The following is a 26,648-nucleotide window of genomic DNA, read 5'->3' as shown; positions in this document are numbered from 1 at the left end:
TAATGCAACAAGAAGTCGCACGTACAGTACGTGACCATGCGCATGAACGTGTCCGCCGAGCCCGCCGGCGCCGACCTGCGGCCGCTGTCGGCCCGCTCGGTCGTGCTGAGCCTGCTGCTGGGCACGCATCCGCCGGAGCTGCCGGTGAAGGACCTGGTCCGGCTGGTCGAGCCCTTCGGGGTCGGCGGCTCCACGCTCCGGGCCGCGCTCAGCCGGATGACGGCGGCCGGCGACCTGCGCCGCACCGACGACGCCGTCTACGGCCTCAGCGAGCGGCTGCTGGCCCGCCAGAGCCGCCAGGACGAGGCGGTACGGCCGCGCACGCGCGCGTGGCACGGCGACTGGGAGATGCTGGTCGTCACGGCGACGGGCCGCGGCCCGGCCGAACGCGCCGACCTGCGCACCCGCCTGGCCGCCCTGCGCCTGGCCGAACTCCGCGAGGGCGTCTGGCTCCGCCCGGCGAACCTGGCCAGGCCGCTCCCCGGCGACCTCACCGACACCGCCCAGTCCTACACAGCCCGCCCCGACCGCCCCGCACGCGAACTGGCCTCCGCCCTCTGGCCGTTGACCACCTGGGCCGCCACCGCGCGTACCCTCCTGGCCCGAGCGGCCGTCGCCCGCCTGCCACCCGACCGTTTCACCGTCTTCGCGGCGGCCGTACGCCACCTGCTGACCGACCCGGTGCTGCCCCCGGACCTGCTGCCCGCCGACTGGCCGGGCGACGAACTGCGCACCGCGTACGCGCACTACCGCGCGGAGCTGGGAGAGGACTACCGCACGGAACCGGGCGGGCCGACGGGCCACCCGGCCGACTGACCTCCCCTACGGCGCCGTCCCGACACCACGGACCCAGACGGCCGACCGCGCCGCCGCGGCACCCTCCCCGCCATCCCGCGCCTCGGCGAGGTCCGCCCAGCCGATCACCCCGGGGCACGGTCGGCGAGGAACGCCTCGACGACGGGCCCGAGATCGTCGCACACCCCATGGGTGGCACGGAAAGGGAGGGCGTCGGCCGCCACCGAGCCGGTGGAGCAGCGCAATTGTCCGGCCTGCGGGTCGTGCCACACGTAGAACGTCGCCGCGCCACGGAAACCGGTGGCGCGGATCCGGGCCCCGATCGCGTCGGCGCTCCGCTCGAAGGCGTCCACGACGGCGGCGGCCGACAGGGCCCGGTCCGCCTCCGCCATCCCCAGCCACCAGGTGTTGGTCTCCTGCTCTGCCCGCCGGTCGGCCGGTTCCGCACCAGAGGCCCGCGGGCGATCTCCGCGATCGATGTCAGCAGCACCACGGAAGTATCCGAGGTGTCCGCGCCGGAAACGAGATGCGCCGCCCCGCGGGACCACCGCATACTCCCGACCGATGACGTTCGGCGAGGGGGGAAGACGTTGTTCGCAGCGGGGGACGGGGACTCGGGGGACGTGGACTCGGGGGACTTGGGCGAGAGCGGACTCGGCGGCCGGCTCCGGGCGGCGGTGCGGGCGGGGGACGCCGAGGCCGTGCGGGATCTGGTGGACGAGGGCGCGGATCCGGACACGCGGGACGCGGACGGGCTGCCGCTGCTGTGCGCGGCGGTCGCGGCCTACGACGGGCCGGTCGCCCAGGCGCTGGTGGAGGGCGGCGCGGATTCCGACCGGGAGCTGCCGGACGGGACCACACCGCTGTGGCGTGCGGTCGACGGCGGTTCCCTGGCGGTCTTCTCGGCCGTGCTGGGCGAGGAGCCCCGGCTGCGCCTGCCGGAGGCCGCCCGGGAACGGCTGCTCGCGCTGGCCCGGAGCTGGTACGAGACGGGTGCGGCCGAGGAACTGCGGCGCAGGACGGGCGCGTCGGGTCCGGCCGCCACGGTCCGGGTCCAGGACGACGAGTACCGCTGGGTCGACCAGGTCTCGCTCGGCGGCCTGGCCGTGCGGGCCGGGCACGGTGCCGTCCTGACCTCCCTGGAGTGGGCCTTCCGCGTCCTGACCCCCGTCGACGAACTGGTCGCCCGCGCCGTCCGGCACGCGGACGAGGACCATGTGGACTGGTCCGAGGTCTGCTGGACCCTCACCCGTCGGCGCAGCTTCGAGACCTGGTCCGCCGTGGTGGCCCATCGGCGCGCCCCGGACCGGGTGCCCCGCCGGTTCGTGGTGGACTACCTGCGCACGCGGGGGCTGGTCGACTCCAGCCGCTACTACGAGCAGCAGGAGAGCGAACTCCTGGCCGCCTGGGTGACGGAGGAGACGGACGGCGCGATACTCGCGCAGGTGCTGGAGATGTTCGCCTGGCACGACCGTCCGGACGAGGAGGCCGTCGGCCTGCGCTACGCCGCGCATCCCGACGTCCGGGTGCGCCGCGAGGTGCCCTACACCCTCTGCGCCGGCTACCTGCCGCACACGCCCGCCGCCAGGGCGGCCCTGCGCACCCTCATGGGTGACCCGGACCCCGAGGTGCGGCTCGCCGCCTGCTCGGCGAGCACCCGGGACGCGGACCTCCTCCCGGACAGCACCCGGACCCTGCTGGCGCTGACCGGGGCACCGGAAGCCGGAGTACGGGTCGCGGCCGCGGCGGAGCTGTCCCGCCCCCGCGACCGTACGCCCGCCGCCGCCGTCGCCGACGGCCTCGCGGCCCTGCTCGGCGACGACAGCCAACTCGTCCGTCTGGAGGCCGCCTACGGTCTAGCCCTGCGCGACGACCCGCGCACCGCCGAGGCGATCGAGCGGGTGGGGCCGCTCGGCGACGGCTTCGAGCACGACCACCGGGCAAACGAGCTCTGGCAGTGGAAGTGGCGCAAGGCGCACCCGGCCGACGAGTGACGGGGCCGTCGCCGTCCGGCGACGGCCCCACCGGTCACGCTCACTTGTAGGTGATGTCCGAACTCGCGTACTTGCAGTACGTCCCGTCCGGGCCGCTCCCGTTCGTAGGGGGCTCCGCGCCCGTGTTGTTGCCGATGTACTTCTGGCACGGCACGATCTTCTTGCTGCTGTCCCCGACGATCGTGATGTTCTTCAGCGTCGCGCTGTCGCCGTAGTTGGTGTTGATCCCGACGAGCGCGCTGCCCTTGTACGTCGCCTCGATGGTGTTGAGGTTGATCGTGCGCTTGTACTGCGTGGAGCAGTTGCCGCACGAGCGGACCAGCTTGCCGAAGGTCTGCACGGCGAAGTTGGACACGTTGAGCGTCCCGGCGCCGTTGAACTGGAACACCTTGTCGCTGGCCTCCTTGGCGCCGCCGCCGGAGACGGTGTAGACGTTCGACGACGAGGAGCCGCGGAAGGTCGCCGCGTCCTCGCCGACGTCCTCCCACCAGACGTTCTGCAGGGTGCAGCTGCCCTCGCAGTGGATGCCGTCCGCGGCGGGGGCGCCGATGATGACGTTCTTCAGGACCGTGCCCGCCGCCAGGTCCAGGATCGGGTCCTGGTCCTCGCTCTGGCCGCCGCTGCCCAGGTCTCCGCTGCCGTACAGGCGCAGCATCCCGTAGTCCTTGGTGCCCGACAGCTTGATGGTCGCGGTGACAGCCTTGCTGCCGGTGGCCGTCGGCCAGGTCGCGGCGTCCGCCCGGGCTCCACCTGTCATGATCATGCCAAGTGATAACCCGAGGGCGGCCAGCCCGCCCGCCAGTGCGCGCGCACCGGTCCGTGCTCGTGAAGTCATGTCCCGTATGCCTTCTTTCGAGTGGGGGGTCTTTCCGGTCTTCCGATGATCAGGTGAGTGAATGGTGTCCGTGATTCCGAACCATCGGTCACGGTGCTGAACGGAACGTAGGGTGAAAGCGCTTTCTAGTCAACGTTCCGCGCAGCATCCGTTCCGCTCGCCCGCTCGTCCGCAAAGTGTGGTGGGAGCGCTTCCACGGGTGGTCGTGGTCATGCCACGATGGCCGCGCCCAACGGCACCACCTGCACGGTCAGTCGACGACGGCTCCGCTGTCGCCCCTCGTCAGGAAGGCCCCCGTGAAGCCGAAGCCCAGCAGAACACCGCTCGCCGCGCTCCTCGGCACCTGTGTCCTCGCCCTCGCCCTGGTCGTGACCGCCGGGGCGCTGACCGCACTGGTGCGCGGCCCCCGGCAGGCCGCCGCGCACCCGGACCCGGGCAGCCACTGGGTGAACACCTGGACCGGGATGCCCCAGCTCACCGAGCCCGGCAATCTGCCGCCCGCGCCCTTCACGGGCGAGCGGTCCGTGCTGGCGGACACCACCCTGCGCCAGACCGTCCGGGTCACCGTCGGCGGCCACCGGCTGCGGCTGCGCTTCTCCAACGCGTACGGCGACACCCCGCTCCCGCTCACCTCGGTGACCGTGGCGCTCCCCGAGGGCGGCCGGGCGGGCGTCGCCGCGATCGTCCCCGGCAGCCTCCTGCCGGTCACGTTCTCCGGGCGGGCCTCGACCGTCGTCCCCGTCGGCGCCCAAGTGGTCTCCGACCCCGTGGACTTCGCGCTGACGGCCGGCGCCGACCTCACCGTCACCGCGTACACCGCGCAGGGCCAGCCCGATCTGGCGCTCACCTCGCACCCGGGCTCGCGCACCACGTCGTACCTCGTCAACGGTGACCACACGCGGGACGCGGATCTCACGGGTGCGGCCCATGTCGACCACTGGTATCTGCTCAGTGACGTCGAGGTGCGGGCCCCGGCCGGCACCCGGGCCGTGGCCGTGCTCGGCGACTCCCTCACCGACGGCCGGGGCTCCACGACCAACGGGAACGACCGCTGGCCCGACCAGTTCTTCGACCGCCTCCGGTCCCGCCCCGACACCTCGGACATCGCGGTCCTCAACCAGGCGGCCGGCGGCAACCGCGTCCTCAACGACGGCCTCGGCCCCAACGTCCTCGCCCGCCTCGACCGGGACGTCCTCTCCCGCAGCGGGGTCTCCTGGCTGATCGTCTTCGAGGGCGTCAACGACATCGGCACCGCCGCCGCCACCCCACAGGCCCAGCAGACGGTCGCCGACGACCTGATCGCCGCCTACCGGCAGATCGTCCTCCGCGCCCACGCCCAGGGCATCCGCGTCTACGGCGCCACCCTGCTGCCCTTCGGCGGCAACGCCTACGACGACGGGGCGGGCGTGCGGGAGGCGGCCCGGCAGCGCGTCAACGCCTGGATCCGGGGGCACGGCCACTTCGACGCGGTGATCGACTTCGACCGGGTGGTACGGGATCCGGCCGACCCGGCCCGGCTGCGGGCCGACCTCCAGGTGGGGGACTGGCTGCACCTCAACCCGGCCGGGTACGGGGCGCTGGCGGGAGCGGTGCCGACCGGGCTGTTCACGGCGGGGTGAGCCGGAGCCCCCTCCTCCGCACCCCGCCGACCTGGTCCGCCGGACCGGCCTAGGCGGCCTCGGCGCCGGCCGACACACTCCCCGGCGCCGGGTCCGCCTTCGCGGGCAGATGGTTGAAGAGCAGGTTCAGGGCGATCGCGGTCAGGCAGCCCGCGCTGATGCCGCTGTTCATCACCGTCTGGAACCAGTCCGGGAACTTCTCGTAGACCGTCGGCACGCCCACCGGCAGCACGCCGATCGCGACCGAGACGGCCACCACCGTCAGATTGTGGTTGTCCTTGAACTCCACCGACGCGAGGGTGCGCAGACCGCTCGCCGCGACCGTCCCGAACATCACCAGACCCGCGCCGCCCAGTACCGGAGCCGGTATCGCCGCGACCACCGCGCCCAGCTTGGGCAGCAGGCCGAGCAGCACCAGGATGCCGCCGGCCGCCGCGACCACCCAGCGGCTGCGCACCCGGGTCATGCCGACCAGGCCCACGTTCTGCGCGTACGCCGTGTACGGGAAGGTGTTGAAGACCCCGCCCAGGACGGTCGAGAGGCCGTCGGCGCGCAGACCGTCGGCGAGGGAGCGCGGCTCGACCCTGCGGCCGGTCATCTCGCCGACCGCGATCAGGTCACCCGTCGTCTCGGTCATGGTGACCAGGGCCACCACCAGCATGGAGATGATCGCGGACGCCTTGAAGGCGGGCGCCCCGAAGTGGAACGGCGTGCTGATGCCCAGCCAGTCGGCGTCCCCGACCCCGCTGAAGTCCGTGAACCCGAACGGCACGGCCACCGCCAGGCCCACCGCGATGCCGATCAGGACCGCGATCCGGGCGAGGTAGGCGGGGGCGAACCGCTGCACGCCTATCACCACCGCGAGCACGAAGGCCGCCAGCGCCAGGTTCTTCGGCTCCCCGAAGTCCTTCGCGCCGGCACCGCCCGCCGCCCAGTTGCCCGCGACCGGCAGCAGCGAGACCCCGATGATCAGGATGACCGTGCCGGTGACCAGCGGCGGGAAGAAGCGCAGCAGTCTGCCGAAGACGGGGGCGAGCAGCATGATCGCCAGGCCCGCGACGATCACCGAGCCGTAGATCGCGGGCAGCCCGCCGCCCGTCGTCCCGATCAGGACCATCGGCGACACCGCCGCGAACGTACAGCCCTGCATGATCGGCAGCCGGACGCCGAAGCGCCAGACGCCGACGCACTGGATGAGCGTCGCTATGCCGCACACGAGCAGGTCGGCGGTGATCAGATACGCCAGGTCGGCGGGCGACAGCTTCATCGCACCGCCCACGATCAGCGGGACGGCGACCGCGCCCGCGTACATCGCGAGCACATGCTGCAGGCCGAACGCGGCCAACTGCCGTACGGGCGGGACCTCGTCGACGGGATGGACGGGGGCGGTGGTGGTGGCCATGGGGACTCCAGAGCGGGGACGACATCCGGACAGCACGAGACCGTAAGCGGCTTGAACAGTTTGTTGATTTCCGACTCGTTGCCGATACGTGTCATGCCCACCGGATCGCGGTCGACTCCGCTACGACCCCGTGCGCGCCGCCGCGAGCAGGGAGTCCCAGTCGGCCAGCTTGACCACGCTCCGGCCGAGCCGCGCCCCGAGCGCCGCCTCGGCCCGCTCGATCGCCTGCCATCCCGTCCACTCGACCGGCTCGATACCGGCCGAGCGCAGCGCGGCCACCGGGTCCCCGGCCACCTCCCGGCGCAGCAGCAGCGGCGCGTCCTCCAGCAGGGAGGTCACCGTCTCCTTGGCGTCCGGCCGGTTGGTGCCGATGACGCCGGTGGGCCCGCGCTTGATCCAGCCTGCCACGTAGTCGCCCGGCACGCTGAAGCAGCCGTCCAGCACCCGGCCCGCCGCGTGCGGAACGGTGCCGGTCTCCTCGTCGAAGGGGAGCCCGTCCAGCGGCACCCCGCGATAGCCCACCGAGCGCAGCACCAGCTGTGTCTCGACCGTCTCGTACCGCCCGGTGCCCCGCACCCGGCCGCGCGTGTCGAGTTCGGTGCGCTCGAAGAGCACGCCGCCCACCCGTCCGCCGTCGTCGAGGATCTCGACCGGGCGCAGGAAGAAGCGGAGCCAGATGCTGCGCTCCGCGCCCCGGCCGCCGGTGCCGCCCCAGTTCCGCAGCACCTCGATGTTGCGCCGCTGGGCCGCGGGCAGCGCGGAGGGGTCGGCATAGGCCGGGTCGAGCGCCAACTCATCCGGATCCAGCAGGACTTCGGTGCCCGGCAGGCCGCCCAGCTCGCGCAGTTCCTTGGTGGTGAACCGGGCCTGCGAGGGCCCCCGCCGGCCCACCACGTGCACGTCTCTTATCCGGCTCGCCGCCAGCGCCGTCAGGGCCGCCTGCGGCATGTCGGTGGGGCTCAGCTCCGCCGCGCCCCGGGCCAGCATCCGCGCCACGTCGACCGCGACGTTGCCGACGCCGATGACCACCGCCGATCGGGCGTCACGCACGAACCCGGCGTCGACCGCGTCCGGATGCGCGCTGTACCAGGACACGAACTCCGTCGCCGACCAGCTGCCCGGCAGCTCCTCACCGGGGATCCCGAGCCGCCGGTCGGTGGCGGCGCCCACGCAGTACACCACCGCGTGGTAAAGCTCCCGCAGCCGCTCCGCCGGCAGCCCGCCCCGGCCCCCGACCCGGACCCCGCCGAGGAACCGCACCCGCTCGTGCTCCAGGACCGTGCGCAGGTTTCCCTGCAGCGACTTGATCTTCTCGTGGTCGGGAGCGACGCCGTACCGCACGAGACCGTACGGGCACGGCAGCCGGTCCAGGACGTCCACGACCACGGTGGGGTCGAGCTGGACCAGGTTCTGGGCGGTGTAGCACCCGCTCGGCCCGGAGCCGACGACGGCGACACGCAACACGGGGGGACTCCTTGCCCGAGGGGCTGGTGGCTCCAGCATCCCACCGGCCCGACCGCCTCGACAGGGGCCGCAGGGGTGAAGCGGACGCGTGTCCGTCCGTTCACAGTGTGATCATGAGGTTACTTTGCGTATGTGCTAGAAGCATCGTCTCTCAATCTTTCCGATCGGCGCGCGGAGGACGGCACGGTGTCCGTGTCGCCCGCCTGGGAGGTGCAGGAACACACCGGAGCCACGGCGTGGTTCCAGGTCGGGCTGGTCTTCGGCGACGGCGCGCGGGTCGACGCGCTGGCCGTGGTCGCCGACGGGCGGGTGTCCATCGAGGACGTCAAGGCGCGGCCCGCGCTCTCCCTGGCCGATCTGACGGTGCTCGCCGACTGGATCGAGGAGCCGCTCTGCAAGGCGTGCGGGATGGAGTCCTACGCGGACGAGGAGCCCGAAACGGCCGAGGAGAACGGCGAGTCGGGCGGTGCCCGGCGCGCCCGGCCGCCCTGGCCCCGGGGTATCGAGGGGCGCTGGCTGGTCGCCCAGGAGTACCGGGCCGCACAGGCGGACGGCCTCGACCCCGTGCTCGCGGTGATGTGCGCGACGGGACACAGCCGCCGCCGGTCGCTCCGGCTCATCGCGCAGGCACGCGACGCGGGCTTTCTGACGCCCGGTCACGCCCGCCGCTGACTAAGGCCGTTCGGGCTCGCCCCGGTCCTCCGTGGCGAAGAACCGGGAGATGTCCTGCCGTTCGGTGAGGGGCACGGAGCCCGGGGGCACGCCCAATTCCCAGTCGAGCCCGTAGCGTTCGAACAGCTCCGCCCGCAGCGTCGGGATCGCCATCGGCACCCCGGGCACCAGCGCCGCGTACACCGCTCCCATCAGCAGGGCGCGCAGCATCGGGTAGTCGGCCGTGACCTCCTGCGAGCCGTAGCGGGCGACGGTCTCGCCCAGCAGCTCGGCGAGCCGGCGCTGCTCCGGGCACTGCACGAAACCCTCCGCCTGCAGCAGCCCCGCCATGTGCTGGCGCATCAGTACCGGCCGCTCCCGCGCCAGTCCCAGGATCGAGTCGATGGCCCGGGCCAGCCGCTCCCGGCCGTCCTCGGTGTGCGGTTCGTGCTCCAGCGCCTCCTCCAGCGTGCGGTGCATCAGCCGGTGCACGGCGGACTGCACCAGCTGGCGCTTGCCGGGGAAGTAGTACGACACCAGCCCGCGCGCGGAACCCGCCCGGTCGGCGATGGCGCCCAGCGTGGTGGCCTCGAAACCGTGCTCGTCGACCAGCTCGACCGCGGCCTGGAGCAGCCGCTCCCGGGAACGCCTGCGCAACTCTTCATTGACCGAGGCGCTGCGCGGGGACATGCTGGAACTCCTGCGTTGACTGGCTGCCAGCCAACTATAATCGACGCAGTCGGCACCGCCCTGCGCGGGGCCTGTTCAGGGCTGCCGTCCGTCCGAGGCGACACGGGGGAGCGTCTCGGGCGGACGGCGCGACAGGTCAGGCCTGGGTGGGCGTGACCTGTCGGCGGGCCGCGCCCACCAGGTCGAGGACGGGCAGCAGCGCGTCCGGCCGTTCCGCCACCGGCAGATGGTCCACGAAGTGCACGCGGCACCCGAGCGCCGCCGCCCCGCCGTCGGCGGGCCTGCTGTCCCCGACCATCAGCGTCTTGTCCGGCTCGGCCCCGAGCGCCTCCAGGGCGACCGTGAACAGCCGCGGGTCCGGCTTCTGGACACCGTGTTCGTACGACAGCACATACGCGTCCACATGGGCGTCGAGCCCGTGCGCGCGGAAGACCGGGCGCAGGTCCCAGCCGATGTTGCTGACCACGCCGACCGCGATCCCGTGCGCGCGCAGCGTGCGGAGCACCTCCGCGGCGTCCGGGTACGGCGTCCAGGCGGCCGGGGACATGTGCCGCTCGTACAGCGCGTCGTGCAGGGCCGCGTCCGGCAGCGCCACCCGGCGGGACAGCCCGGTGTAGGCGGCCCGGTGCGCCCGCGCGCTCTCGTCCCGGACCGCCCACACCGCGGCCAGCTCCTCGGGCAGCTCGGCCGGGTTCGCCCCGCCGGGCTGCGCCCCGGCCGCCTCCAGCGCCCGCGCAGTCTCCGCCAGCTCCGCCTCGGGGAGCTCCCTTCCTGCCTCGGCGAGCACCGCCCGCAGCCAGGAGTCGGTGGACTCGATACGGAAGAGGGTCCCGGAGAAGTCGAAGAGCACGGCAGTCATGCGCCGGACTCTACCCGCGGGTCCGTCCGGCGCACGGCCGCCGTCGGATGCGGGTCAGTTCAGCTTGGCGGGCACCGGCCTGCCGTAGAAGGTGACCGCCGGCCATCCCCGGCTGACGGCGAAGTCGCTGAGCAGATCAGCGAGTTCACCTGGGCTGATCTGGTTGCCCGACGCGTTGGTGGCGTTCGTCTCGACGCTGAACCTGATCGTCAGATAGGTGTCGACGTCACCGATGCTGGAGCCGCCGGTGAAGAGCTCCCCGTCCGGGAACACCGCCGAGGCCGTCTCCGTCTCCGCGGCCTGCGCCTGCTCCGCCGATGTCGCCGTGCCGACCACCGCGCCGGCGGCCGCCGTCCCCGAGTATCCGAGCAGGGACCGTCTGGAGATGCTGGACAAAGTACCCCCTCCTTCAGCGGCTCCGCGGGAGTCTCCCGGGGCCGCCCGGCGATCGTAGGCACGTTGATCGTCCGGCCGGTCCTGAACGGGGTCGTCCGCTAGTGAGGATGCTCCCGGCCGTCCCGCTCCCACTCGTAGGCCAGCACCGCGAGGGCCACCACCAGGGCCCCGAGCAGCCAGCCGCCGACCACGTCCGAGGGCCAGTGGACGCCGAGCCAGACCCGGGTCAGGCCGACGCCGACGACCGAGACCCCGGCCGCGGTCAGGGCCGTCCGCCACAGTGTGCGGCCGGTGCCGCAGCGGTGCAGCAGCCACAGCAGCAGGCCGCAGACCACGGTGGCCGTCATGGCGTGCCCCGAGGGGAAGGCGGCGTAGTGGGCGGAGTCGACCGGGTCGGGCCACTCCGGGCGGGGGCGGCCGACGGCGGCCTTGAGGGACTGCTGGGCGGCCGTGCCCAGGGCGCAGGTCAGGGCCAGCCACAGCGCGGTCCACCATGCCGAGTGCCGCCACACCAGCCACACCGCGACCGCCGCGCACAGCAGGCGCATGGTCAGCGGGTCCCAGACCCAGTCCGTCAGTATGCGCAGCACCTGGGTGGTGCCGTGGTCCGCCACGGCCCAGCGGTGGGTGGTGTCCGCGATGCCCTCGTCCAGCGCGACCAACGGGGGCCACTCACCGGCGACGAGGGCGAGCAGCAGCGCCGAGGAGAGGGCGAGAACGGCGGTCGTCAGAAGTGGGGCGGGGCGGTCGCTGGCTGGGGGGCGCATGGCGTGATCTTTGCCGAATCATTGCCCGAAGGGCAATTCCCCTGATGGGTACGGCTTTACCCGAGCGCGCGCAGACCGGGTACGAGCGTCACCAGGACCGGGATCACCGGGACCAGGGCGGCCGTCGCGGTCAGCCGCAGCCGGTGCCGGGCGGGGAGGCGGTCCGGGGCGGTGAGCAACCGGTGGACGCGTTGCGGGACATGGGCGTGCGGGGCCGGGCCGGGCCCGAACACGCCCCGGTCCTCGTTGAGTTCGACCAGGGCGAGCGCGGTGGTGAGGCGGCCGTGCCGGCGGGAGGCCATGTCGTCGGCGGCCAGTTCGACCAGCCGGTGCATCTCGTCGCGGAACGCGGCGAACACCGGGACCTGCGGGAACCCGCCCGCCAGCGCGGCCGAGCAGTGCAGCAGCCAGTCGTGCCGGGCCTGGGCATGACCCTGCTCATGGGCGAGCACGGCGTCCAGCTGACGGCCCTTCAGGCGGCGCAACGCGGCCGTGGTGACGACGAGCCGGGGCGCCGGACCGGACAGCCACCAGGCGTCGGGCCGCTCGCCCTCCAGGACCACGAGACGGCCGCCCGCCGGTTCCTCGCCGGGCAACAGCGGTGCGCGGACCAGGAGTTCGGCCCGCTGCTGCCGTCGCCCGACCCGGGCGCGCAGGACCTCGCGCACCAGCATCGCCCCGCTCCACAGCCCGGCGCAGGCCAGGGTCACCGCGGTCGCAGCCGCCCACGGGCCGGTCGTACCGAGGGCGTAGGCGTCCATCACCCCGCTGGGGGCGCTCGCGAACACCTGCCCGCGCACCGCCTGCCAGGCCGCCGCCGCGCTCAGCGTCATCGACAGCGCGCAGCACAGGAGTACGGCCGCCACCACGCACTGCCACACCCACAGGGCGACCACCGGCTCCCGGTCCGTCCAGTCGGCACGGGCGAGCAGCCGGGGACCGGCGACGGCGGTCAGGGCGCCGAGCAGCAGCAGTGCCACAGGGACCATCATGGCCAGCACCCTATGAGCGGGTGAGTGCTCAGGGGTACAGGCCATTGCGCCAAAGTGACGCAGGCAACGTTTGCGCCGGGCGTGGCGTCAGAAGCTCACAGGGTCAGCAGCATCGCCACCATGCCGATGCCCATGGACAGCCGGCAGGCCCGCGCCAGTTCGGGCCGGTCGCCCCAGCGGGCCGCCCCGGTCCCGGCGGCCGCCACCGCGACCGGAACCAGCCGCGCACCGGACACCAGGACATAGCCGGTGAAGTAGAGCAGCAACGGCCCGGTCACCAGCGGGACTCCGGCGCCGCCGTGGTGGTGGGCGCCGGGGGAGGCCGCCATCACCACCGCCATGTAGACCATCGCCGCCGCCCCCACCAGGTGGTGCAGGTGGTGCGGGCTGCTGCGGGCGCTCCACAGCGCGCGCAGCGCCGCCGCGCCGAACACCGCCGCGTACAGCGGCCATGCCCACGCCGGTGGTGTGTAGACGGTCGCGGGCACGGCCATCGCGGCCATGCCGAACCCCATCAGCGCCTCGCCGCCCGCGGCGCGCCGCTGTTCCTCGACGCTGCTGCGCATCCGCAGCAGACAGTAGGCCCCGGTCGCCGCGCACAGCGCGACCAGCAGCCAGCCGGGCGAAGACGGTCCGTGCACGCGCACCTCCCCGCTCGACGTCGCATCGATGGATGCGATGCCCCGCCGGTGTGGCGCGCACGCGGGCGCAAGGGTGTACACGGGGAGCATTCGGCGGAGCACAGCAGGTGAGCGAGATTGTTTTACGAGTAAAACACATGCTAAGTTCATAGGTATGAGCACCGCGACCCGACCCCTTCCCCTCTCCGGGGTGCTGCGCCTCGGCCGGCCCTCCGACATCTGGTTCAAGCCCGCGCTCAGCGTGGTCGCCGCGGTCGCCCCGCCCAATCTGACGCTGTTGGCCCTCGGCCGCCTCGACCTGGCGATGTACACGATGGCCGGGTCGCTGTGCGCCCTCTACGGCCACAACCGCCCCTATCCCGCACGGGCCCGCACCCTGGCCCGGGTCGTGCTCGGCATGGTCGGCGGCCTCGCCCTCGCCCTGGTCGCCGCGTCGCTCACCACGAACGCGGTGGTCCTGGTCACCGTCGGCGCGCTCATGGCCGCCGTACAGAAGACGCTGTGCGACGCCACCCGGGTCGGCCCGCCCGGGAACGTGGTCCTCACCTTCATCACCTCCGCCTCGCTGTTCGCCCCGCAGAGCCTCGGCCAGGTACCCGCCCATGTCGGCCTCGCGCTGGCGGCGGGCGCCTGGGCCTGGCTGGTCGGCATGGCGCCCGGGCTGCTGCGCCCGCACGGCCCCGAACGCCGGGCCACCGCCCACGCCCTGAACGCCACCGCCGCCTACGCCGCCACCCGCGGCACCGGCGACGGCCACGCGAAGGCCCGGGCCGCCGCGGCCGCCGCCGTGCAGGCCGCCTGGCAGTCCCTGCTCGCCACCGGCGCCCGCACCGACCGCACCCGGCGCGCCCTGGAACACCTGGTCGTGCGCGCCGAGGTCGCCCTCGCCGCCCCCGCCGACGCGGATCCCGGGCGGCTGCGCGGCTGGGCCCGCGACCTGCGCGGCACCGGACGCGTCCCGCGGGTGGCCGGCGCCGACGACGAACTCCTCGGCATCGACGCCGAACTCGCCGTACCGCCGCGCCCGTTGTGGCACCGGCTCGGCCCGCTCACCCCCCTCGCCGCCCGCACCGCGCTCGGCTGCGCCCTCGCCGGCTACGCCTCCCTGGCCCTCGGCGTCGGCCGCCCCTACTGGGCGCTGGTCACCGCCGCCTCCCTCTACCAGGCCAATGTCACCCTCACCTGGAGCCGGGGCGTCCAGCGCGTCGTCGGCAACCTCCTCGGTGTCCTGGTCTTCGCCGCCGTCGTCCCCTTCGCCCATCTGCACCCGGCCGCCCTGGTGCTGTGCTGCCTCGCCTTCAACTTCGGCGCGGAGGCGCTGATCGGCCGCAACTACTGGCTCGGCAGCGTCTGCGTCACCCCGATGGCCCTGCTCATCACCGAGTTCGCCCGCACCCAGGACGCCGGGCGGCTGATCACCGAGCGGGTCGTGGACACCCTGGTCGGCGCGCTCGTCGGGTTCGTGACCGCGATCGTCGTCACCAACCGCCGGGCCGGCGAGGGCATCGAGCACGCCCTGACCGCCGTGGAACGGGCCCGGGAGCAGGCCGCCCGGCTGCTCGCCGAGCCGCGGCCGGCCCCGCGCGCCCTGGAGACCGTCCGGCGCACCCTGTCCGCCGCCCTGGCCGACCTGCGCGCCGCCGCCGACGCCGCGTCCGGCGAGTGGTGGCAACGCGCACTGCCCCAGGAGCGGGTCGTGCTCGCCGAGCAGTCCGGACACCGTACGCTCGCCGCGACGGTACGACGCCAGGAACCGCACTCCTGGGACGGCGCGAGGACAACGGAGGACGTACGGCCATGACGGCGACCAACGGACGACCGGCGGCCGGCAGCGACGCGGACAGAGGCGGGGGCGGGGGAGCGGGACGGGGAGCGGACCGGGAGGACACGGTCGCCGGTGTGGTCCGGCAGTGGCGGTCCGTCCACCCCGAGCTGGACACCGGGCCCATGGAGGTCATCGGCCGGATCAACCGCTGCGCCGCCCTCCTCCAGCAGGCCGAGGACGCCCCGCTGCGCCGGGCGGGCCTCAGCCGCCCCGAGTTCGACCTGCTCGGCGCGCTGCGCCGCACCGGCCACGAACTGACCCCGAGCGAACTCGCCAAGGAGACCTTCTCCTCCGGCGCCGCCGTCACCAAGCGCCTCAAGCAGCTCACCGAGCGGGGCCTGGTCGAGCGGCGCGGCGACAGCCGGGACCGCAGGGTCGCCCACCTGCGCCTCACCGACGCCGGCCGTGAGCTCGTCGACGGCATCCTGCCCGAGCAACTCGCCTACGAGACGGCCGTGCTGTCCGTCCTCGCCCCCACCGGGCAGGGCGAACTGGCCGGGCTGCTGGCCGAGTTGCTGGGCCGGCTGGAGGGCCGGATGGGCGCGCTGCGGGCCTGACGGCTGCGTTGCGGGCCTGATGGCTGCGTTGCGGGCCTGATGGCTGCGTTGCGGGCCTGACGGCCGCGGCGCGGACGCGTGGCCGTCGGCTCAGCTCCCCTCGTCCTCCGCGAAGACACCGAACAGCGCGCCCCGCGGGTCGGCCAGGACGGCGATGCGCGGACCGTCCGGCACCGTCATCGGCTCCGCCCGCACGGAACCGCCCGCCGCCACGGCCGCCCGTACCGTCGCGTCGACGTCCTCGGCCGCGAAGTACGGCAGCCAGTGCGCGGGCACCTCCGGCGGGTACCGGTCGCCCATGTCGGCCATCCCGCCGAACTCCTGCCCGCCCGCGGCGAACTCCGTGTACTGCTCGGAACCCCGGGTGTCCCAGCCGAAGACCGTGGTGTAGAAGTGCCCGGCCCGGCCGGTGTCCCGGGTCGCCAGCTCCACCCAGCCCAGCGTGCCCGGCGCGTTGAGCAGCCCGGCGCCCGGGAACGCCCGCGCCTCCCACAGCTGGAAGGCCGCGCCGGTGGGGTCGAGGGCGACCGAGAAGCGGCCCGCGTCGAAGATGTCCATCGGGCCGACGACCACCGTGCCGCCGGCCTCCTCCACCAGCCGCGCGGTCACGTCGGCGTCGGCCACCGCGAACGACACGTTCCACGCGACCGGTTGGGACTCCTGGTAGAGCGGGGTGAGCGCGGCGACCGCCGCGTCACCGAGATGCGCCACGGTGTAACAGCCCGCCGCCTGCCGCGGGTCCGTCTCCGGACGCCAGCCGAACAGCTCCGTGTAGAACCGCTTGGCGCCCTCCAGGTCATCGGTCCCCAGCTCCGTCCAGCAGGGTCCACCCGGCACCGGCTTGTCGAACTCCATGGCCCCTCCTCGCACGGGATCTCCCTTCCGACGCTAGACCCCACCTCTGACAGCGGCCATCGGGAAGCCGTGCGCTAGATCCCCGGCCGGTACCGCAGCGGATGGTCGGCCGGCACCTCCACCAGCACGATCCTGACGCCGTCCGGATCCGTGATCCACATCTCGACCAGGCCCCACGGCTCGCGGACCGGCGGACGAGCGATCTCCACGCCCCGCGCCAGCAGCTCCTCGTGTGCCGCCGTGACGTCCGGGACCTGTAGCCACAGCCGCATCCCCGGCGAGGCGGGCCCGTCCGAGCGTCCGGACACCTCCAGGAAGCCGCCGCCGAGGAAGTAGACCGTGCCGCGCTCCGGGCCCGTACCGAACTCGCGGTAGACGGGGAGGCCGAGCCGTTCGCCGTAGAAGGCGCGGCAGCGCTCGGGATCGGTGGGGTGGAGCAGGGTTCGGCTGCTCAGTACGTGCACCATGCGACGGGAGCCTAGTGCCACCTGGGGGCCGGAACCCGGAGCGGACCAGCGGCGTTAGGCTCGTCCCTGGCTCACCGCGCCCGAGATCGGAGTACCCGCCCATGGAGAACGCCGCCGCCGGCCTGACCTTCCGCGACGCCACCGACGCCGACGTGGACGTGCTCGTCGCGCTGATCGAGTCGGCGTACCGGGGCGACGCCAGCCGGGTCGGCTGGACCACCGAGGCGGACATCCTGGACGGGCAGCGGACCGACCCGGAGGGCGTCCTGGAGGTGATCAAGACCCCGGACGGCAAGCTGCTCGTCGTCGAGCAGGGGGGCCGGGTCGTCGCCTGCTGCCAGCTGGAACACCGCGGCGCCCACGCCTACTTCGGCATGTTCGCGGTGAGCCCCGCCCTGCAGGGCGCAGGCGTCGGCAAGGCGGTCATCGCCGAGGCGGAGCGCCGGGTCCGGGAGGACTGGGCCGCCGAGGAGATGCACATGACCGTGATCTCGGTGCGGAACGACCTGATCGCCTGGTACGAGCGGCGCGGCTACCGCCGTACGGGAAGGATGACGCCGTTCCCGTACGGCGAGGAGCGCTTCGGCATCCCGCTCCGCGACGACCTGGAGTTCGAGCTGCTGGTCAAGCCGCTGGTGTGAGGTACCGGCCGCGGGTCACGCGGTGAAGCGGGCGGTGCGTTTGATCTCCGGGTAGTCGGTCGTCGCGCCGTCCAGCTGCAGCGCGCGCACCAGTCGCAGGTCGTCCTGGGTGTTCACCACCCAGCCGATCACCCGCAGATCCGCCTTGCGGGCGTGCTCGACGACCTCCAGGGTGAGCCGCCGGATGTTGAGGCAGAGGGTCGCGGCTCCTGCCTCCCTTGCCCGCTCGACCACGTCGGGGCCGTAGCGGCTGGCGATCAGCGCGGTGCGCACACCCGGCACCAGCCGGGCGATCTCGGCGACGGCCTCGTCGTGGAACGACGACACCTCCACCCGGGAGACCAGGTCCCGCCGGAGCATGACCTCGGCCAGCGCGCGGGCCGCGGCCACGTCCTTGATCTCGGCCTGCAGCGGCGACCGTACGGCGTCCAGGACCTCCTCGAACACCGGCACCCGTTCGCCCCGGCCGGCGTCCAGTGCGCGCAGTTCCTCCAGGGTCTTCTCGGCGATCGGGCCGGTGCCGTCGGTCGTGCGGTCCACCTCCGCGTCGTGCATGACGACCAGGGCGCCGTCCTTGCTGAGGTGGAGATCGAGTTCGATCAGGTCGAGGCCGGCCTGCTGGGCGGCGACGAAGGAACGGAGGGTGTTCTCGGGCTCGACGCCCATGACTCCGCGGTGACCGATGGTAAGGAAGTTCAAGATTCAACTCGCTTCCGTCGACGGCGGCGGTGGGTGCACGCGCGCGGGCCGTACGACGGACGTCGCTGTCCACGCGGTTGGGCGCAGCCTAATGGCCGCCCGCCTCGATGAACCCGTACGTACACGGGGGATTGGTGTGCCGGTCGCACGGCGCCTGGCCCGTGCCCCCGTTCGCGGTCACCCGGGGGTGGGCGCGTCCCGCCGCGCATTGACCGGCCGGATCCGTCCGGTCCCACGGATCTGACGCCCCCTCACCGTTCGTAGTGGATGTGAGCGCATTCACGGTTTAGTACAGGAAAAAGCGCGGTGAAGTAGCGGTGTCGCAGGATAATTTCCTGAGGGCCCCCTTGCTGGGAGAAACCTCGTATGCATACGGTGTCCTTACGCGAGGTTCTGCTGTAGAGGATGGGTCATGACGGAAATTCTTGTGCAGGTGGGTTCGGAGGGGCAGGTTCCTCCCGTGACCAGGGTGGTCGAGCACCCGGCGTGGCCCGTGCTCAAGGAGGCCGTGGAACGGATCCGGCCATGGCAGTCCACGGACGGTTCGATCGACTTCGACGCCGAGGGCGCGCCCGCGCGGGGCGACGCCGAGACGGCCGTACGGCGTGTCGTGGAGGCCGTGGCGGAGCTGTCCCCGCTGCTCCCGCACGACGCCGAGTACCACCGCGCCCTGGTGGCCGACCTGCGGCGCTGGGCCGACGGCGGCTTCTTGGTGCCCGACTTCCTCGACTCGCTGCTGGCCTTCCAGCCCGCGGCCGGCCGTGCGGACGGCCTCCAGCACCTGGTCGTCTTCCCGATGTACACCCAGAACGGCAACCCGGACCGCAACCTGGAGGCGGTCGTGCTGCGCATGGTCTGGCCGGACTGGCTGGCCGAGCTGGAGCGCACCCGCTACGACAACCCGCTGTTCTGCGGCATCACCTTCGAGGACTTCACGGCCGGCTACGACACCAACTCCGCCGTCCTCTTCCCGGAGACCATCGCCGTGCGCGAGGCGCCGGAACGTTTCTCCTGGGGCGGTATCTTCTGCGACCGCGAGGCCGCCCGCTTCCGCCGGGTCACCGACGCGGCCGTCGGCATCCTCGGCCTCAACCTGCCCGAGGACATCGCCGCCATGGTCCACGACCAGAAGCGCTGCGAGGAGGCCTTCGTGTTGTGGGACATGGTCCACGACCGCACCCACAGCCACGGCGACCTGCCCTTCGACCCGTTCATGATCAAGCAGCGCCAGCCGTTCTGGATGTACGGCCTGGAGGAGCTGCGCTGCGACCTCACCGCCTTCAAGGAGGCCGTCAAGCTGGCGGCCGACGGCGTCCCGCAGGCCCGTGACGTGCAGTACGCGGTCCTCTTCGACCGCATGTTCCGCTTCCCGGTCACCGGCGACCGCGTCCGCAACTACGACGGGCTCGGCGGCCAGCTGCTCTTCGCCTACCTGCACAAGCACGACGTCGTCCGCTGGACCGACAACAAGCTCGCCATCGACTGGGAGCGCGCCCCGCAGGTCACCAACCAGCTGTGCGCCGAGATCGAGAAGCTGTACAAGGACGGCATCGACCGCCCGAAGCTCGTCCACTGGTTCGCCGGGTACCAGCTGGTCGCCACCTACCTGGCCCCGCACCCGGGCTCCAAGTGGGCCAAGGGTCCCGACGCCCTGGACCTGTCCCTCCCGCCGCGCAAGCTCGTGGACGACGTGCTTCCGGACGAGTTTCCGCTGAGCATGTTCTACGAGGCCCTGTCCAAGAAACTGAAGAACGTGATCGCCGAGACCAAGGGCATCACCGCGGACAGCGCCGAGCCGGTCGCCGCGTGAGCGACCGGCACCGGAACACGGCTCAAGAGGTTCAAGAGGGGAACGACATGGTGGGCAACGGGGCTCTCAGCGGTGCGGTGATCGCGGTGGCCGGCGCGGGCGGACCGGCGGGGCGCGCGACGCTGATGCGGCTGGCCGAGGCCGGCGCGACGGTGGTCGGGGCGGACAACGACCCGCAGCGCCTGTCGGAGGCCGTGGACGCGGCGCGGTACGCGTCCGGCGGCGCCAGCGTCACGGGTGACACGGTGGACCTGCTCGACCTCCAGTCCACGCGGGACTGGGCCACCCACATCGAGAAGGACTTCGGCCGCGTCGACGGTCTCGTCCACCTGGTGGGCGGCTGGCGCGGCAGCGAGACCTTCACCAAGACCAGCCTGGACGACTGGGACTTCCTGGAGCTGCTGCTCGTCAAGACCGTGCAGCACACCTCCCTCGCCTTCCACGAGGCGCTGCAGCGCAGCGAGCGCGGCCGGTACGTCCTGATCAGCGCCTCCGCCGCGAGCAGGCCCACCGCGGGCAACGCCGCGTACGCCGCGGGCAAGGCCGCCGCCGAGGCGTGGACGCTCGCCCTGGCCGACTACTTCCGCAAGGCCGGGGGCCCCGAGGGCCCGACCTCCGCCGCTGCCATCCTGGTGGTGAAGGCGTTGGTGCACGACGCGATGCGCGCCGAGCGGCCCAACGCGAAGTTCGCGGGCTTCACCGACGTCAAGGACCTGGCCGAGGCCATCGAGGGCGTCTGGAGCAAGCCCGCCACCGAAGTGAACGGAAACCGTCTGTGGCTGACCGAGAAGCCGTGAACCCTCCGAAGACCGACGCGCGTCGCCACCACGACCCGCAGGTCCGCGGTTTCGCCAGTGACAACTACGCCGGAACCCACCCCGAGGTGCTCGCCGCCCTGGCCCTGGCCAACGGCGGCCACCAGGTGGCCTACGGCGAGGACGAGTACACCGAGCACCTCCAGCAGATCATCCGCAGCCACTTCGGGGCGAGCGCGGAGGCCTTCCCGGTCTTCAACGGCACCGGGGCGAACGTCGTCGCGCTCCAGGCGGTCACCGACCGCTGGGGCGCGGTGATCTGCGCCGAGAGCGCGCACATCAACGTCGACGAGGGCGGCGCCCCCGAGCGCATGGGCGGCCTCAAGCTGCTCACCGTGCCCACCCCCGACGGCAAGCTCACCCCCGAGCTGATCGACCGGCAGGCGTACGGCTGGGACGACGAGCACCGCGCGATGCCGCAGGTGGTGTCGATCACCCAGAGCACCGAGCTGGGCACCCTCTACACGCCGGACGAGATCCGCGCGATCTGCGAGCACGCCCACGCGCACGGCATGAAGGTGCACCTGGACGGCTCCCGGATAGCCAACGCGGCGGCCTCCCTGGACGTCCCGATGCGCACCTTCACCAACGCGGTCGGCGTCGACATCCTCTCCCTGGGCGGCACCAAGAACGGCGCGATCTTCGGCGAGGCGGTCGTGGTGATCAACCAGGACGCCGTCAGCCACATGAAGCACCTGCGCAAGCTGTCCATGCAGCTCGCCTCCAAGATGCGCTTCGTCTCGGTGCAGCTGGAGGCCCTGCTCGCCAAGGACCTGTGGCTGCGCAACGCCCGGCACGCCAACGAGATGGCCCAGCGGCTCGCCGAGGGCGTCCGGGCCGTGCACGGCGTGCAGATCCTCCACCCGGTGCAGGCCAACGGCGTCTTCGCCCGCCTCCCGCACGACGTGAGCGTGCGCCTGCAGAAGCGCTTCCGGTTCTACTTCTGGGACGAGGCCGCCGGGGACGTGCGCTGGATGTGCGCCTTCGACACGACCGAGGGGGACGTGGACGCGTTCGTCGCGGCGCTCAAGGAGGAGATGGCACGTTAGCGTGTCACGCGTCAAGCGTGACATTGCATAGATATGCGGTCATCTGAAAAGTCATTGACGCTCGGGTGGCCGCATTCCTATGCTCTGCGGACATGGAGCTGATCCAGAAAACCGCCGACCTGTCCGCCTATCTGGCCGCCGACGAGGCCATCGACCACCATCATCCCGTGGTCCGGGAGACGGTCGGCCGGCTGGCCGCCGGTGCCGTGGACTCGTATGCCTATGCGCGGGCCGCGTACGAATTCGTACGGGACGCCGTCCCGCACTCCCAGGACTCCGGCGACCCGCGCGTGACCTGGCGCGCCTCGGACGTGCTGGAGCGGCGCACCGGCATCTGCTACGCCAAGGCCCACGCCCTCGCCGCCCTGCTGCGTGCCGAGGACATCCCCACGGCCCTGTGCTACCAGCGGCTGGTGCACGACGGCGGCGCCGGTCACGCCGTGCACGGACTGGTCGCCGTCCGCTTCGACGGCGCCTGGCACCGGCAGGATCCGCGCGGGAACAAGCCCGGCGTCGACGCCCGGTTCTCCCTCGACGGCGAACGGCTGGCCTGGATCCCCGATCCGCAGTCCAATGAGATGGACTATCCGGTCCTGTACGCTGAACCTCACCCGGCCGTACTCGGCGCGCTGCAGGCGGCGCCCGACCGTCCGGCCCTCTGGAACACGCTCCCCACCGCACTCTGAGGCAAGGCAGATGACTCTCACGCTCACCGTGTCCGACGAGGTGCGCGCCCTCGCGCCCGGCTTCACGCACCTCGCGATCGAGGCCCACGGACTGGTCAACGGGCCCAGCACCGAGGCGAGTTCGGCCCTCCTCGACGACGCGGCCCGGCGTCTGGCCGTACGCCTGGACGGGCGGGCTCCGCACGAGGACCCGCACATGGCTTCCTGGCGCGCCGTCTACACGGCGTTCGGCTCCAAGCCGTCCCGCACCCGCAACTCGGCCGAGGCGCTGGCCAAGCGGGCCCTCGCGGACGGCGGCCTGCCCCGCATCAACCTGCTCGTGGACCTCTACAACGCGATCAGCGTCGCCCACCTGATCCCGGTCGGCGGTGAGGACCTCGACCTGATCCAGGGCGGGATGCGCCTGGTGCGCGCCACGGGGAAGGAGGACTTCGTGACGGTGGCCGGGGGCGAGGAGAGCGTCGAGCATCCCGACGCCGGCGAGGTCGTGTGGTGCGACGACGAGGGCGTCACCTGCCGGCGCTGGAACTGGCGCCAGGGTCCGCGCACCCGCCTCACCGAACGGACGGCCTCGGCGGTCTTCCTGCTGGAGAGCATGGCCCCGATGCCGGTGCCCGAGGTGGCGTCGGCGGGCGCCGAACTCGCCGAGCTGCTGGAGAAGTTCAGCCCGGGCGCCCGCATCGAGGTGCGCGCGCCGGAGACGGCGGGCTGAGGCTCAGATCGCCTCGGCCGCCTTCAGCTGGTCCACCGTGGGGGCCGTGCCGCCCAGGTGAGCCGGGAGCCACCAGGTGTCGGTCGCGTCCTTCGGGCGGGCGGGGTAGGCGCGCTGGGCGGCGTCCAGGAGGTCCTGGACCCGCTCGCGCAGCCGCCGGGTGATCGCGCCCGCGTACTGCTCGCGCGGGGCCTCGACCGGCTCGCCGACGCGGATGGTGATGGGGAGGTGGTTGCGCTTGAAGTTGCGCGGCTGGCCCTTGGTCCAGATGCGCTGGGTGCCCCACAGCGCCATCGGGATCAGCGGGACGCCGGCCTCCTGCGCGAGCCGCGCCGCACCCGACTTGAAGCTCTTCAGCGTGAAGGACTGGGAGATGGTCGCCTCCGGGAAGACGCCCACGATCTCGCCGGACTTGAGCGAGTCCAGCGCGTGCTGGTAGGCGGCCTCACCCTGCGTGCGGTCCACCGGGATGTGCTTCATCCCGCGCATCAGCGGGCCGGAGATCCGGTGCCGGAACACCGCCTCCTTCGCCATGAACCGCACCAGCCGCTTCTGCGGAAGGGCCGCCAGGCCGTCGAAGACGAAGTCCAGATAGCTGATGTGATTGCTCACCAGCACGGCGCCGCCCGAGCGCGGGATGTTCTCGGACCCCTGGCAGTCGATCTTGAGGTCCCAGACCTTGAACAGCGTCTTGGCGAAACCGATGACGGGACGGTAGACCAGCTCTGCCATGGGTGGGACGGACCCTTTCTGCTCTGCCTGGGAAAGGGGCTCCCGGCGGGAAAGTTACGCAGCCGTAGGTTTACGGCGTCTCGCAGATCGTGCCCGAAGAACGGACGGGGAGCCAGCCCTGGTGCCCGGGCGCGGCGAGATTCTCGTCACGTTGGCCCCTTGATCCACCTCGCGCTTTTAACTCGCCTTTACTCCGGGCGGGCCGTCAATCGCCGCATGAACAGGAACATCTCGCAGCCCAGGCAGTACCCGAACGCAGCATTGAGGAAGGCCGCGGCGAGCGCGAGCCCGGTCGCCGCGAGCCCCAACCAGGCGGGGCCCAGCGCGAATCCGACCAGACCGAGTCCCGCGAAGACCAGTCCGACCGCCTGCGCGAACCGCGGCGGCTCCGGCGGCTCGAACTCCGCAGGGGGGCCGATCCGGGGCCGTACCAGGGTCCGGAAGACCCAGCCGTACGGCGAACGGTGCACACCGCCGCCCGCGCCGAGCGCGAACGCCAGTGTCTGCCAGGCGAGGATCCAGGGGCTGCGGGAGATCAGTGCGACGGCCAGCACGACCGTCGTCACGGCCGCGCCGAACCGCGGCCCACGTGCGTCGATGTCCATGAACCAAGGATTCCGTCCCGTGGGCCGTCAGGGGAGCCGGGAATCTTTGCAGTCTCGTGAACGCTGAGCCCGGTGGCCGCCGGTCTCGCCGATGCTGGTGCGATGACGACCGGACTGGTGGTGTGCCTGGCGGTGCTCGCGGCGGCGAGCGGATACGGAGTGCTGCACAAGCGGCGGAGCGGGAGGGTACGGGTGCGCGGACGGGACGGCGGCAAGCGGCTCGGAGCGGCCGAACTGGGGACCGAACTCGGCGAACGGGCCACGCTGGTGCAGTTCTCCAGCGCCTTCTGCGCCCCCTGCCGGGCCACCCGGCGGGTGCTCGGCGAGGTCGCCGGGATCGTCCCCGGGGTGGCCCACGTCGAGATCGACGCCGAGGCCCATCTGGACCTCGTGCGCGAACTGGAGATCCTCAAGACGCCCACCGTGCTGGTGCTCGACGCGGACGGGCGGGTGGTCCGCCGGGCCACCGGACAGCCCCGCAAGGCCGACGTCATCGCGGCACTGGGAGAGGCGGTCTGACGGGTATGCCGATGCCGGTGAGGCAGCTCCCATATCGCGGAACGTACTTGACTGGGCGCACCACCTATCGTCAGCCTGACCGTATGCCTCACGAAATCCTTCTCTTCGGGCGGGTCCACGTGGACCTGGCCCGCACCGCGAGCGCGCGCTGTCCGGGTCGCTGAGCACCCCGGACCCTCCTCCACGCCGCCTCCCGCAGACGAAGGACAACTCCATGACGGCCACGCCCGACCTCGGCACCCCTCAGCTCGCCTCTCCCGACCTGCTCCGCTCCGCCTTCCGGCGGCACGCGGCAGGTGTCGCGGTGATCACCGCGCGCGGCGCCGACGGCCCGGTCGGCTTCACCGCCACTTCCCTCACCTCCGTCTCCGCCCAGCCCCCGATGCTCTCCTTCGGCGTCGGCACGGGTGCCTCCAGCTGGCCCGCGATATCCACCGCCGAGCACATCGGCGTCCATGTCCTCGGCGAGCACCAGGAGGAGCTCGCCGCCACCTTCGCGCGCAGCGGCGCCGACCGGTTCGGGGCGCCCACCGACTGGCGTGAGGAGCATGCCGGGGTCCCGGTCCTGGGTGACGTCCTGGTCTGGCTGGTGTGCCGGATCGTCGCGCGCGTGCCGGCCGGCGACCACCGCATCGTGCTGGCCGAGGTGGTCCTCGGCGACTCCTCCGGCGCAGGCCGTCCACTCCTCTATCACCAGGGCGGGTTCAACGGACTGCGGGATTGATCACGCGCCCCTCGTTCTGCGAACGCGTCGAGTTCCGGTTACGCTGCGTTGCGAAGGTCACAGTTCAAAGCGCTTGCTTAGCGGGAGTGAACTGGGTGTACTGGTGAGTAATATTTCGTTCGGAGCGCGCGGCCGCCCCGACCGGGATGAGCCGCTTGAGGCGCCTATGCTGCCTGCAAGAGGCAGCCCAGAAAAGACGATGCAGTAGGAGAGCCGGCGTGAGCCTGAGGATCGTTGTCACTGTGAAGTACGTGCCCGACGCCACTGGCGACCGGCACTTCGCCGATGACCTGACCGTCGACCGTGACGACGTGGACGGTCTGCTCTCCGAGCTGGACGAGTACGCGGTCGAGCAGGCCCTGCAGATCTCCGAGAACTCCGACGACGACGTCGAGGTGACCGTCCTGACGGTGGGTCCCGAGGACGCCAAGGACGCGCTGCGCAAGGCGCTCTCCATGGGCGCGGACAAGGCGATCCACGTCGAGGACGACGACCTGCACGGCACCGACGCGATCGGCACCTCGCTGGTGTTGGCGAAGGCGATCGAGAAGGCCGGCTTCGACCTGGTGATCTCCGGTATGGCCTCCACCGACGGCACCGCGGGCATCGTGCCGGCCCTGGTGGCGGAGCGTCTGGGTGTCCCGCAGGTCACCCTGCTCTCCGAGGTCTCCGTCGAGGACGGCACGGTCAAGGGCCGTCGTGACGGGGATGCCGCCAGCGAGCAGCTGGAGGCTTCCCTGCCCGCCGTGGTGTCGGTGACGGACCAGTCGGGTGAGGCGCGGTACCCGTCGTTCAAGGGGATCATGGCCGCGAAGAAGAAGCCGGTGGCGTCCTGGGACCTGTCCGA

General features: G+C 72.4%; 30 protein-coding genes. 15 read left to right on the top strand and 15 right to left on the bottom strand.

Translation table 11 applies throughout. The annotated features are described in order from the left end of the window. Positions 1–36 precede the first annotated feature (36 nt). A complete protein-coding gene (locus ACIPSJ_RS42450; protein WP_401354111.1) occupies positions 37–816 on the top strand; it encodes a PaaX family transcriptional regulator C-terminal domain-containing protein in 780 nt (259 codons plus the stop codon). Positions 817–920: 104 nt separating this feature from the next. Here ACIPSJ_RS42450 and ACIPSJ_RS42445 read toward each other — a convergent pair whose 3' ends face one another. Continuing rightward, entirely contained in the window at positions 921–1,187 is a 267-nt protein-coding gene (locus ACIPSJ_RS42445) for a hypothetical protein (RefSeq protein ID WP_401354108.1), read from the bottom strand. A 231-nt stretch (positions 1,188–1,418) separates the two neighbouring features. Here ACIPSJ_RS42445 and ACIPSJ_RS42440 point away from each other — a divergent pair, with 231 nt between their 5' ends. Next, on the top strand, positions 1,419–2,789 hold the full coding sequence (locus tag ACIPSJ_RS42440; RefSeq protein WP_401354105.1) for an ankyrin repeat domain-containing protein: 1,371 nt from the start codon (positions 1,419–1,421) through the stop codon (positions 2,787–2,789). A gap of 40 nt (positions 2,790–2,829) precedes the next feature. On the opposite strand, the gene ACIPSJ_RS42435 is transcribed toward ACIPSJ_RS42440, so the two are convergent. Continuing rightward, the gene (locus ACIPSJ_RS42435) at positions 2,830–3,624 is read right to left on the bottom strand and encodes a pectate lyase (protein ID WP_401354103.1); all 795 of its coding nucleotides are present in this window, start codon (positions 3,622–3,624) and stop codon (positions 2,830–2,832) included. A 296-nt stretch (positions 3,625–3,920) separates the two neighbouring features. On the opposite strand from ACIPSJ_RS42435, the gene ACIPSJ_RS42430 reads away from it, so the two are divergent. Continuing rightward, positions 3,921–5,243 (top strand): SGNH/GDSL hydrolase family protein, encoded by a 1,323-nt coding sequence (locus ACIPSJ_RS42430; RefSeq protein WP_401354101.1) that lies wholly within the window; start codon positions 3,921–3,923, stop codon positions 5,241–5,243. A gap of 49 nt (positions 5,244–5,292) precedes the next feature. On the opposite strand, the gene ACIPSJ_RS42425 is transcribed toward ACIPSJ_RS42430, so the two are convergent. Continuing rightward, positions 5,293–6,645, bottom strand: a complete 1,353-nt coding sequence (locus tag ACIPSJ_RS42425) for a nucleobase:cation symporter-2 family protein (protein ID WP_359219776.1) — start codon at positions 6,643–6,645, stop codon at positions 5,293–5,295. Positions 6,646–6,765: 120 nt separating this feature from the next. Continuing rightward, positions 6,766–8,109: an FAD-dependent oxidoreductase gene (locus ACIPSJ_RS42420; protein ID WP_359219778.1), complete on the bottom strand. Its 1,344-nt coding sequence runs from the start codon at positions 8,107–8,109 to the stop codon at positions 6,766–6,768. Between the two features lie 186 nt (positions 8,110–8,295). On the opposite strand from ACIPSJ_RS42420, the gene ACIPSJ_RS42415 reads away from it, so the two are divergent. Then, a complete protein-coding gene (locus tag ACIPSJ_RS42415) occupies positions 8,296–8,781 on the top strand; it encodes a DUF6214 family protein (protein WP_359219780.1) in 486 nt (161 codons plus the stop codon). On the opposite strand, the gene ACIPSJ_RS42410 is transcribed toward ACIPSJ_RS42415, so the two are convergent. The 6 genes from ACIPSJ_RS42410 to ACIPSJ_RS42385 all read right to left on the bottom strand — a co-directional run bounded on the left by ACIPSJ_RS42410 (position 8,782) and on the right by ACIPSJ_RS42385 (position 13,105). Then, on the bottom strand, positions 8,782–9,450 hold the full coding sequence (locus ACIPSJ_RS42410) for a helix-turn-helix domain-containing protein (RefSeq protein ID WP_359219782.1): 669 nt from the start codon (positions 9,448–9,450) through the stop codon (positions 8,782–8,784). Positions 9,451–9,586: 136 nt separating this feature from the next. Then, the gene (locus ACIPSJ_RS42405) at positions 9,587–10,309 is read right to left on the bottom strand and encodes an HAD family hydrolase (protein WP_401354097.1); all 723 of its coding nucleotides are present in this window, start codon (positions 10,307–10,309) and stop codon (positions 9,587–9,589) included. A gap of 54 nt (positions 10,310–10,363) precedes the next feature. Beyond that, positions 10,364–10,705 (bottom strand): twin-arginine translocation signal domain-containing protein, encoded by a 342-nt coding sequence (locus ACIPSJ_RS42400; protein ID WP_359219786.1) that lies wholly within the window; start codon positions 10,703–10,705, stop codon positions 10,364–10,366. Between the two features lie 98 nt (positions 10,706–10,803). Further along, positions 10,804–11,472: a phosphatase PAP2 family protein gene (locus ACIPSJ_RS42395; protein ID WP_359219788.1), complete on the bottom strand. Its 669-nt coding sequence runs from the start codon at positions 11,470–11,472 to the stop codon at positions 10,804–10,806. Between the two features lie 56 nt (positions 11,473–11,528). Continuing rightward, a complete protein-coding gene (locus ACIPSJ_RS42390; RefSeq protein ID WP_401354093.1) occupies positions 11,529–12,464 on the bottom strand; it encodes a M56 family metallopeptidase in 936 nt (311 codons plus the stop codon). A gap of 95 nt (positions 12,465–12,559) precedes the next feature. Then, on the bottom strand, positions 12,560–13,105 hold the full coding sequence (locus ACIPSJ_RS42385) for a DUF5134 domain-containing protein (RefSeq protein WP_401354091.1): 546 nt from the start codon (positions 13,103–13,105) through the stop codon (positions 12,560–12,562). 154 nt (positions 13,106–13,259) lie between these two features. Here ACIPSJ_RS42385 and ACIPSJ_RS42380 point away from each other — a divergent pair, with 154 nt between their 5' ends. Beyond that, positions 13,260–14,906: an FUSC family protein gene (locus ACIPSJ_RS42380; protein ID WP_401354089.1), complete on the top strand. Its 1,647-nt coding sequence runs from the start codon at positions 13,260–13,262 to the stop codon at positions 14,904–14,906. Next, complete coding sequence (locus ACIPSJ_RS42375; RefSeq protein ID WP_359219794.1) at positions 14,903–15,487, top strand: MarR family transcriptional regulator; 585 nt, start codon at positions 14,903–14,905, stop codon at positions 15,485–15,487. The genes ACIPSJ_RS42380 and ACIPSJ_RS42375 overlap by 4 nt, the downstream gene beginning before the upstream one ends. A 90-nt stretch (positions 15,488–15,577) precedes the next feature. On the opposite strand, the gene ACIPSJ_RS42370 is transcribed toward ACIPSJ_RS42375, so the two are convergent. Together ACIPSJ_RS42370 and ACIPSJ_RS42365 are read right to left on the bottom strand one after the other, a co-directional pair. After that, positions 15,578–16,342 carry a VOC family protein gene (locus ACIPSJ_RS42370; RefSeq protein ID WP_401354086.1) on the bottom strand — a complete coding sequence of 255 codons (765 nt, stop codon included), beginning with the start codon at positions 16,340–16,342 and terminating at the stop codon, positions 15,578–15,580. A 74-nt stretch (positions 16,343–16,416) separates the two neighbouring features. Beyond that, on the bottom strand, positions 16,417–16,809 hold the full coding sequence (locus ACIPSJ_RS42365) for a VOC family protein (RefSeq protein ID WP_401354084.1): 393 nt from the start codon (positions 16,807–16,809) through the stop codon (positions 16,417–16,419). A gap of 101 nt (positions 16,810–16,910) precedes the next feature. Between ACIPSJ_RS42365 and ACIPSJ_RS42360 the strand changes: the two genes are divergently transcribed. Beyond that, complete coding sequence (locus ACIPSJ_RS42360) at positions 16,911–17,450, top strand: GNAT family N-acetyltransferase (protein ID WP_401354082.1); 540 nt, start codon at positions 16,911–16,913, stop codon at positions 17,448–17,450. A gap of 15 nt (positions 17,451–17,465) precedes the next feature. Here ACIPSJ_RS42360 and ACIPSJ_RS42355 read toward each other — a convergent pair whose 3' ends face one another. After that, a complete protein-coding gene (locus ACIPSJ_RS42355) occupies positions 17,466–18,149 on the bottom strand; it encodes a glycerophosphodiester phosphodiesterase family protein (RefSeq protein WP_365694417.1) in 684 nt (227 codons plus the stop codon). Between the two features lie 412 nt (positions 18,150–18,561). Here ACIPSJ_RS42355 and ACIPSJ_RS42350 point away from each other — a divergent pair, with 412 nt between their 5' ends. The 5 genes from ACIPSJ_RS42350 (at position 18,562) to ACIPSJ_RS42330 (ending at position 23,221) form a co-directional block, all read left to right on the top strand. Next, complete coding sequence (locus ACIPSJ_RS42350; RefSeq protein ID WP_401354078.1) at positions 18,562–19,959, top strand: DUF6421 family protein; 1,398 nt, start codon at positions 18,562–18,564, stop codon at positions 19,957–19,959. Between the two features lie 50 nt (positions 19,960–20,009). Continuing rightward, positions 20,010–20,756, top strand: coding sequence for an SDR family NAD(P)-dependent oxidoreductase (locus tag ACIPSJ_RS42345; RefSeq protein WP_359219833.1), 747 nt, complete (start codon positions 20,010–20,012; stop codon positions 20,754–20,756). Further along, positions 20,753–21,823 (top strand): threonine aldolase family protein, encoded by a 1,071-nt coding sequence (locus ACIPSJ_RS42340; RefSeq protein ID WP_401354075.1) that lies wholly within the window; start codon positions 20,753–20,755, stop codon positions 21,821–21,823. The genes ACIPSJ_RS42345 and ACIPSJ_RS42340 overlap by 4 nt, the downstream gene beginning before the upstream one ends. Positions 21,824–21,915: 92 nt before the next feature. Next, positions 21,916–22,509: a transglutaminase domain-containing protein gene (locus ACIPSJ_RS42335; RefSeq protein WP_401354072.1), complete on the top strand. Its 594-nt coding sequence runs from the start codon at positions 21,916–21,918 to the stop codon at positions 22,507–22,509. Between the two features lie 10 nt (positions 22,510–22,519). After that, positions 22,520–23,221, top strand: a complete 702-nt coding sequence (locus ACIPSJ_RS42330) for a phenylalanine--tRNA ligase beta subunit-related protein (protein ID WP_359219810.1) — start codon at positions 22,520–22,522, stop codon at positions 23,219–23,221. Between the two features lie 3 nt (positions 23,222–23,224). Here the strand turns inward: ACIPSJ_RS42330 and ACIPSJ_RS42325 are convergent, their stop codons facing one another. Together ACIPSJ_RS42325 and ACIPSJ_RS42320 are read right to left on the bottom strand one after the other, a co-directional pair. Then, positions 23,225–23,953: a lysophospholipid acyltransferase family protein gene (locus ACIPSJ_RS42325; protein ID WP_359219814.1), complete on the bottom strand. Its 729-nt coding sequence runs from the start codon at positions 23,951–23,953 to the stop codon at positions 23,225–23,227. Positions 23,954–24,141: 188 nt separating this feature from the next. Then, a complete protein-coding gene (locus ACIPSJ_RS42320) occupies positions 24,142–24,558 on the bottom strand; it encodes a DUF4395 domain-containing protein (protein ID WP_401354068.1) in 417 nt (138 codons plus the stop codon). 102 nt (positions 24,559–24,660) lie between these two features. Here ACIPSJ_RS42320 and ACIPSJ_RS42315 point away from each other — a divergent pair, with 102 nt between their 5' ends. The 3 genes from ACIPSJ_RS42315 to ACIPSJ_RS42305 form a co-directional block, all read left to right on the top strand. Next, positions 24,661–25,077: a thioredoxin family protein gene (locus ACIPSJ_RS42315; RefSeq protein ID WP_359219818.1), complete on the top strand. Its 417-nt coding sequence runs from the start codon at positions 24,661–24,663 to the stop codon at positions 25,075–25,077. Between the two features lie 214 nt (positions 25,078–25,291). Further along, positions 25,292–25,801 carry a flavin reductase family protein gene (locus ACIPSJ_RS42310; protein WP_355712092.1) on the top strand — a complete coding sequence of 170 codons (510 nt, stop codon included), beginning with the start codon at positions 25,292–25,294 and terminating at the stop codon, positions 25,799–25,801. Between the two features lie 218 nt (positions 25,802–26,019). After that, the coding region (locus tag ACIPSJ_RS42305) for an electron transfer flavoprotein subunit beta/FixA family protein (RefSeq protein WP_401354065.1) at positions 26,020–26,648 on the top strand (629 nt) is incomplete at its 3' end.

The sequence above is a fragment of the Streptomyces sp. NPDC090088 genome, assembly GCF_044747345.1.
Classification (GTDB): Bacteria; Actinomycetota; Actinomycetes; order Streptomycetales; family Streptomycetaceae; genus Streptomyces.
This window is presented reverse-complemented; position numbering and strand designations above follow the sequence as displayed.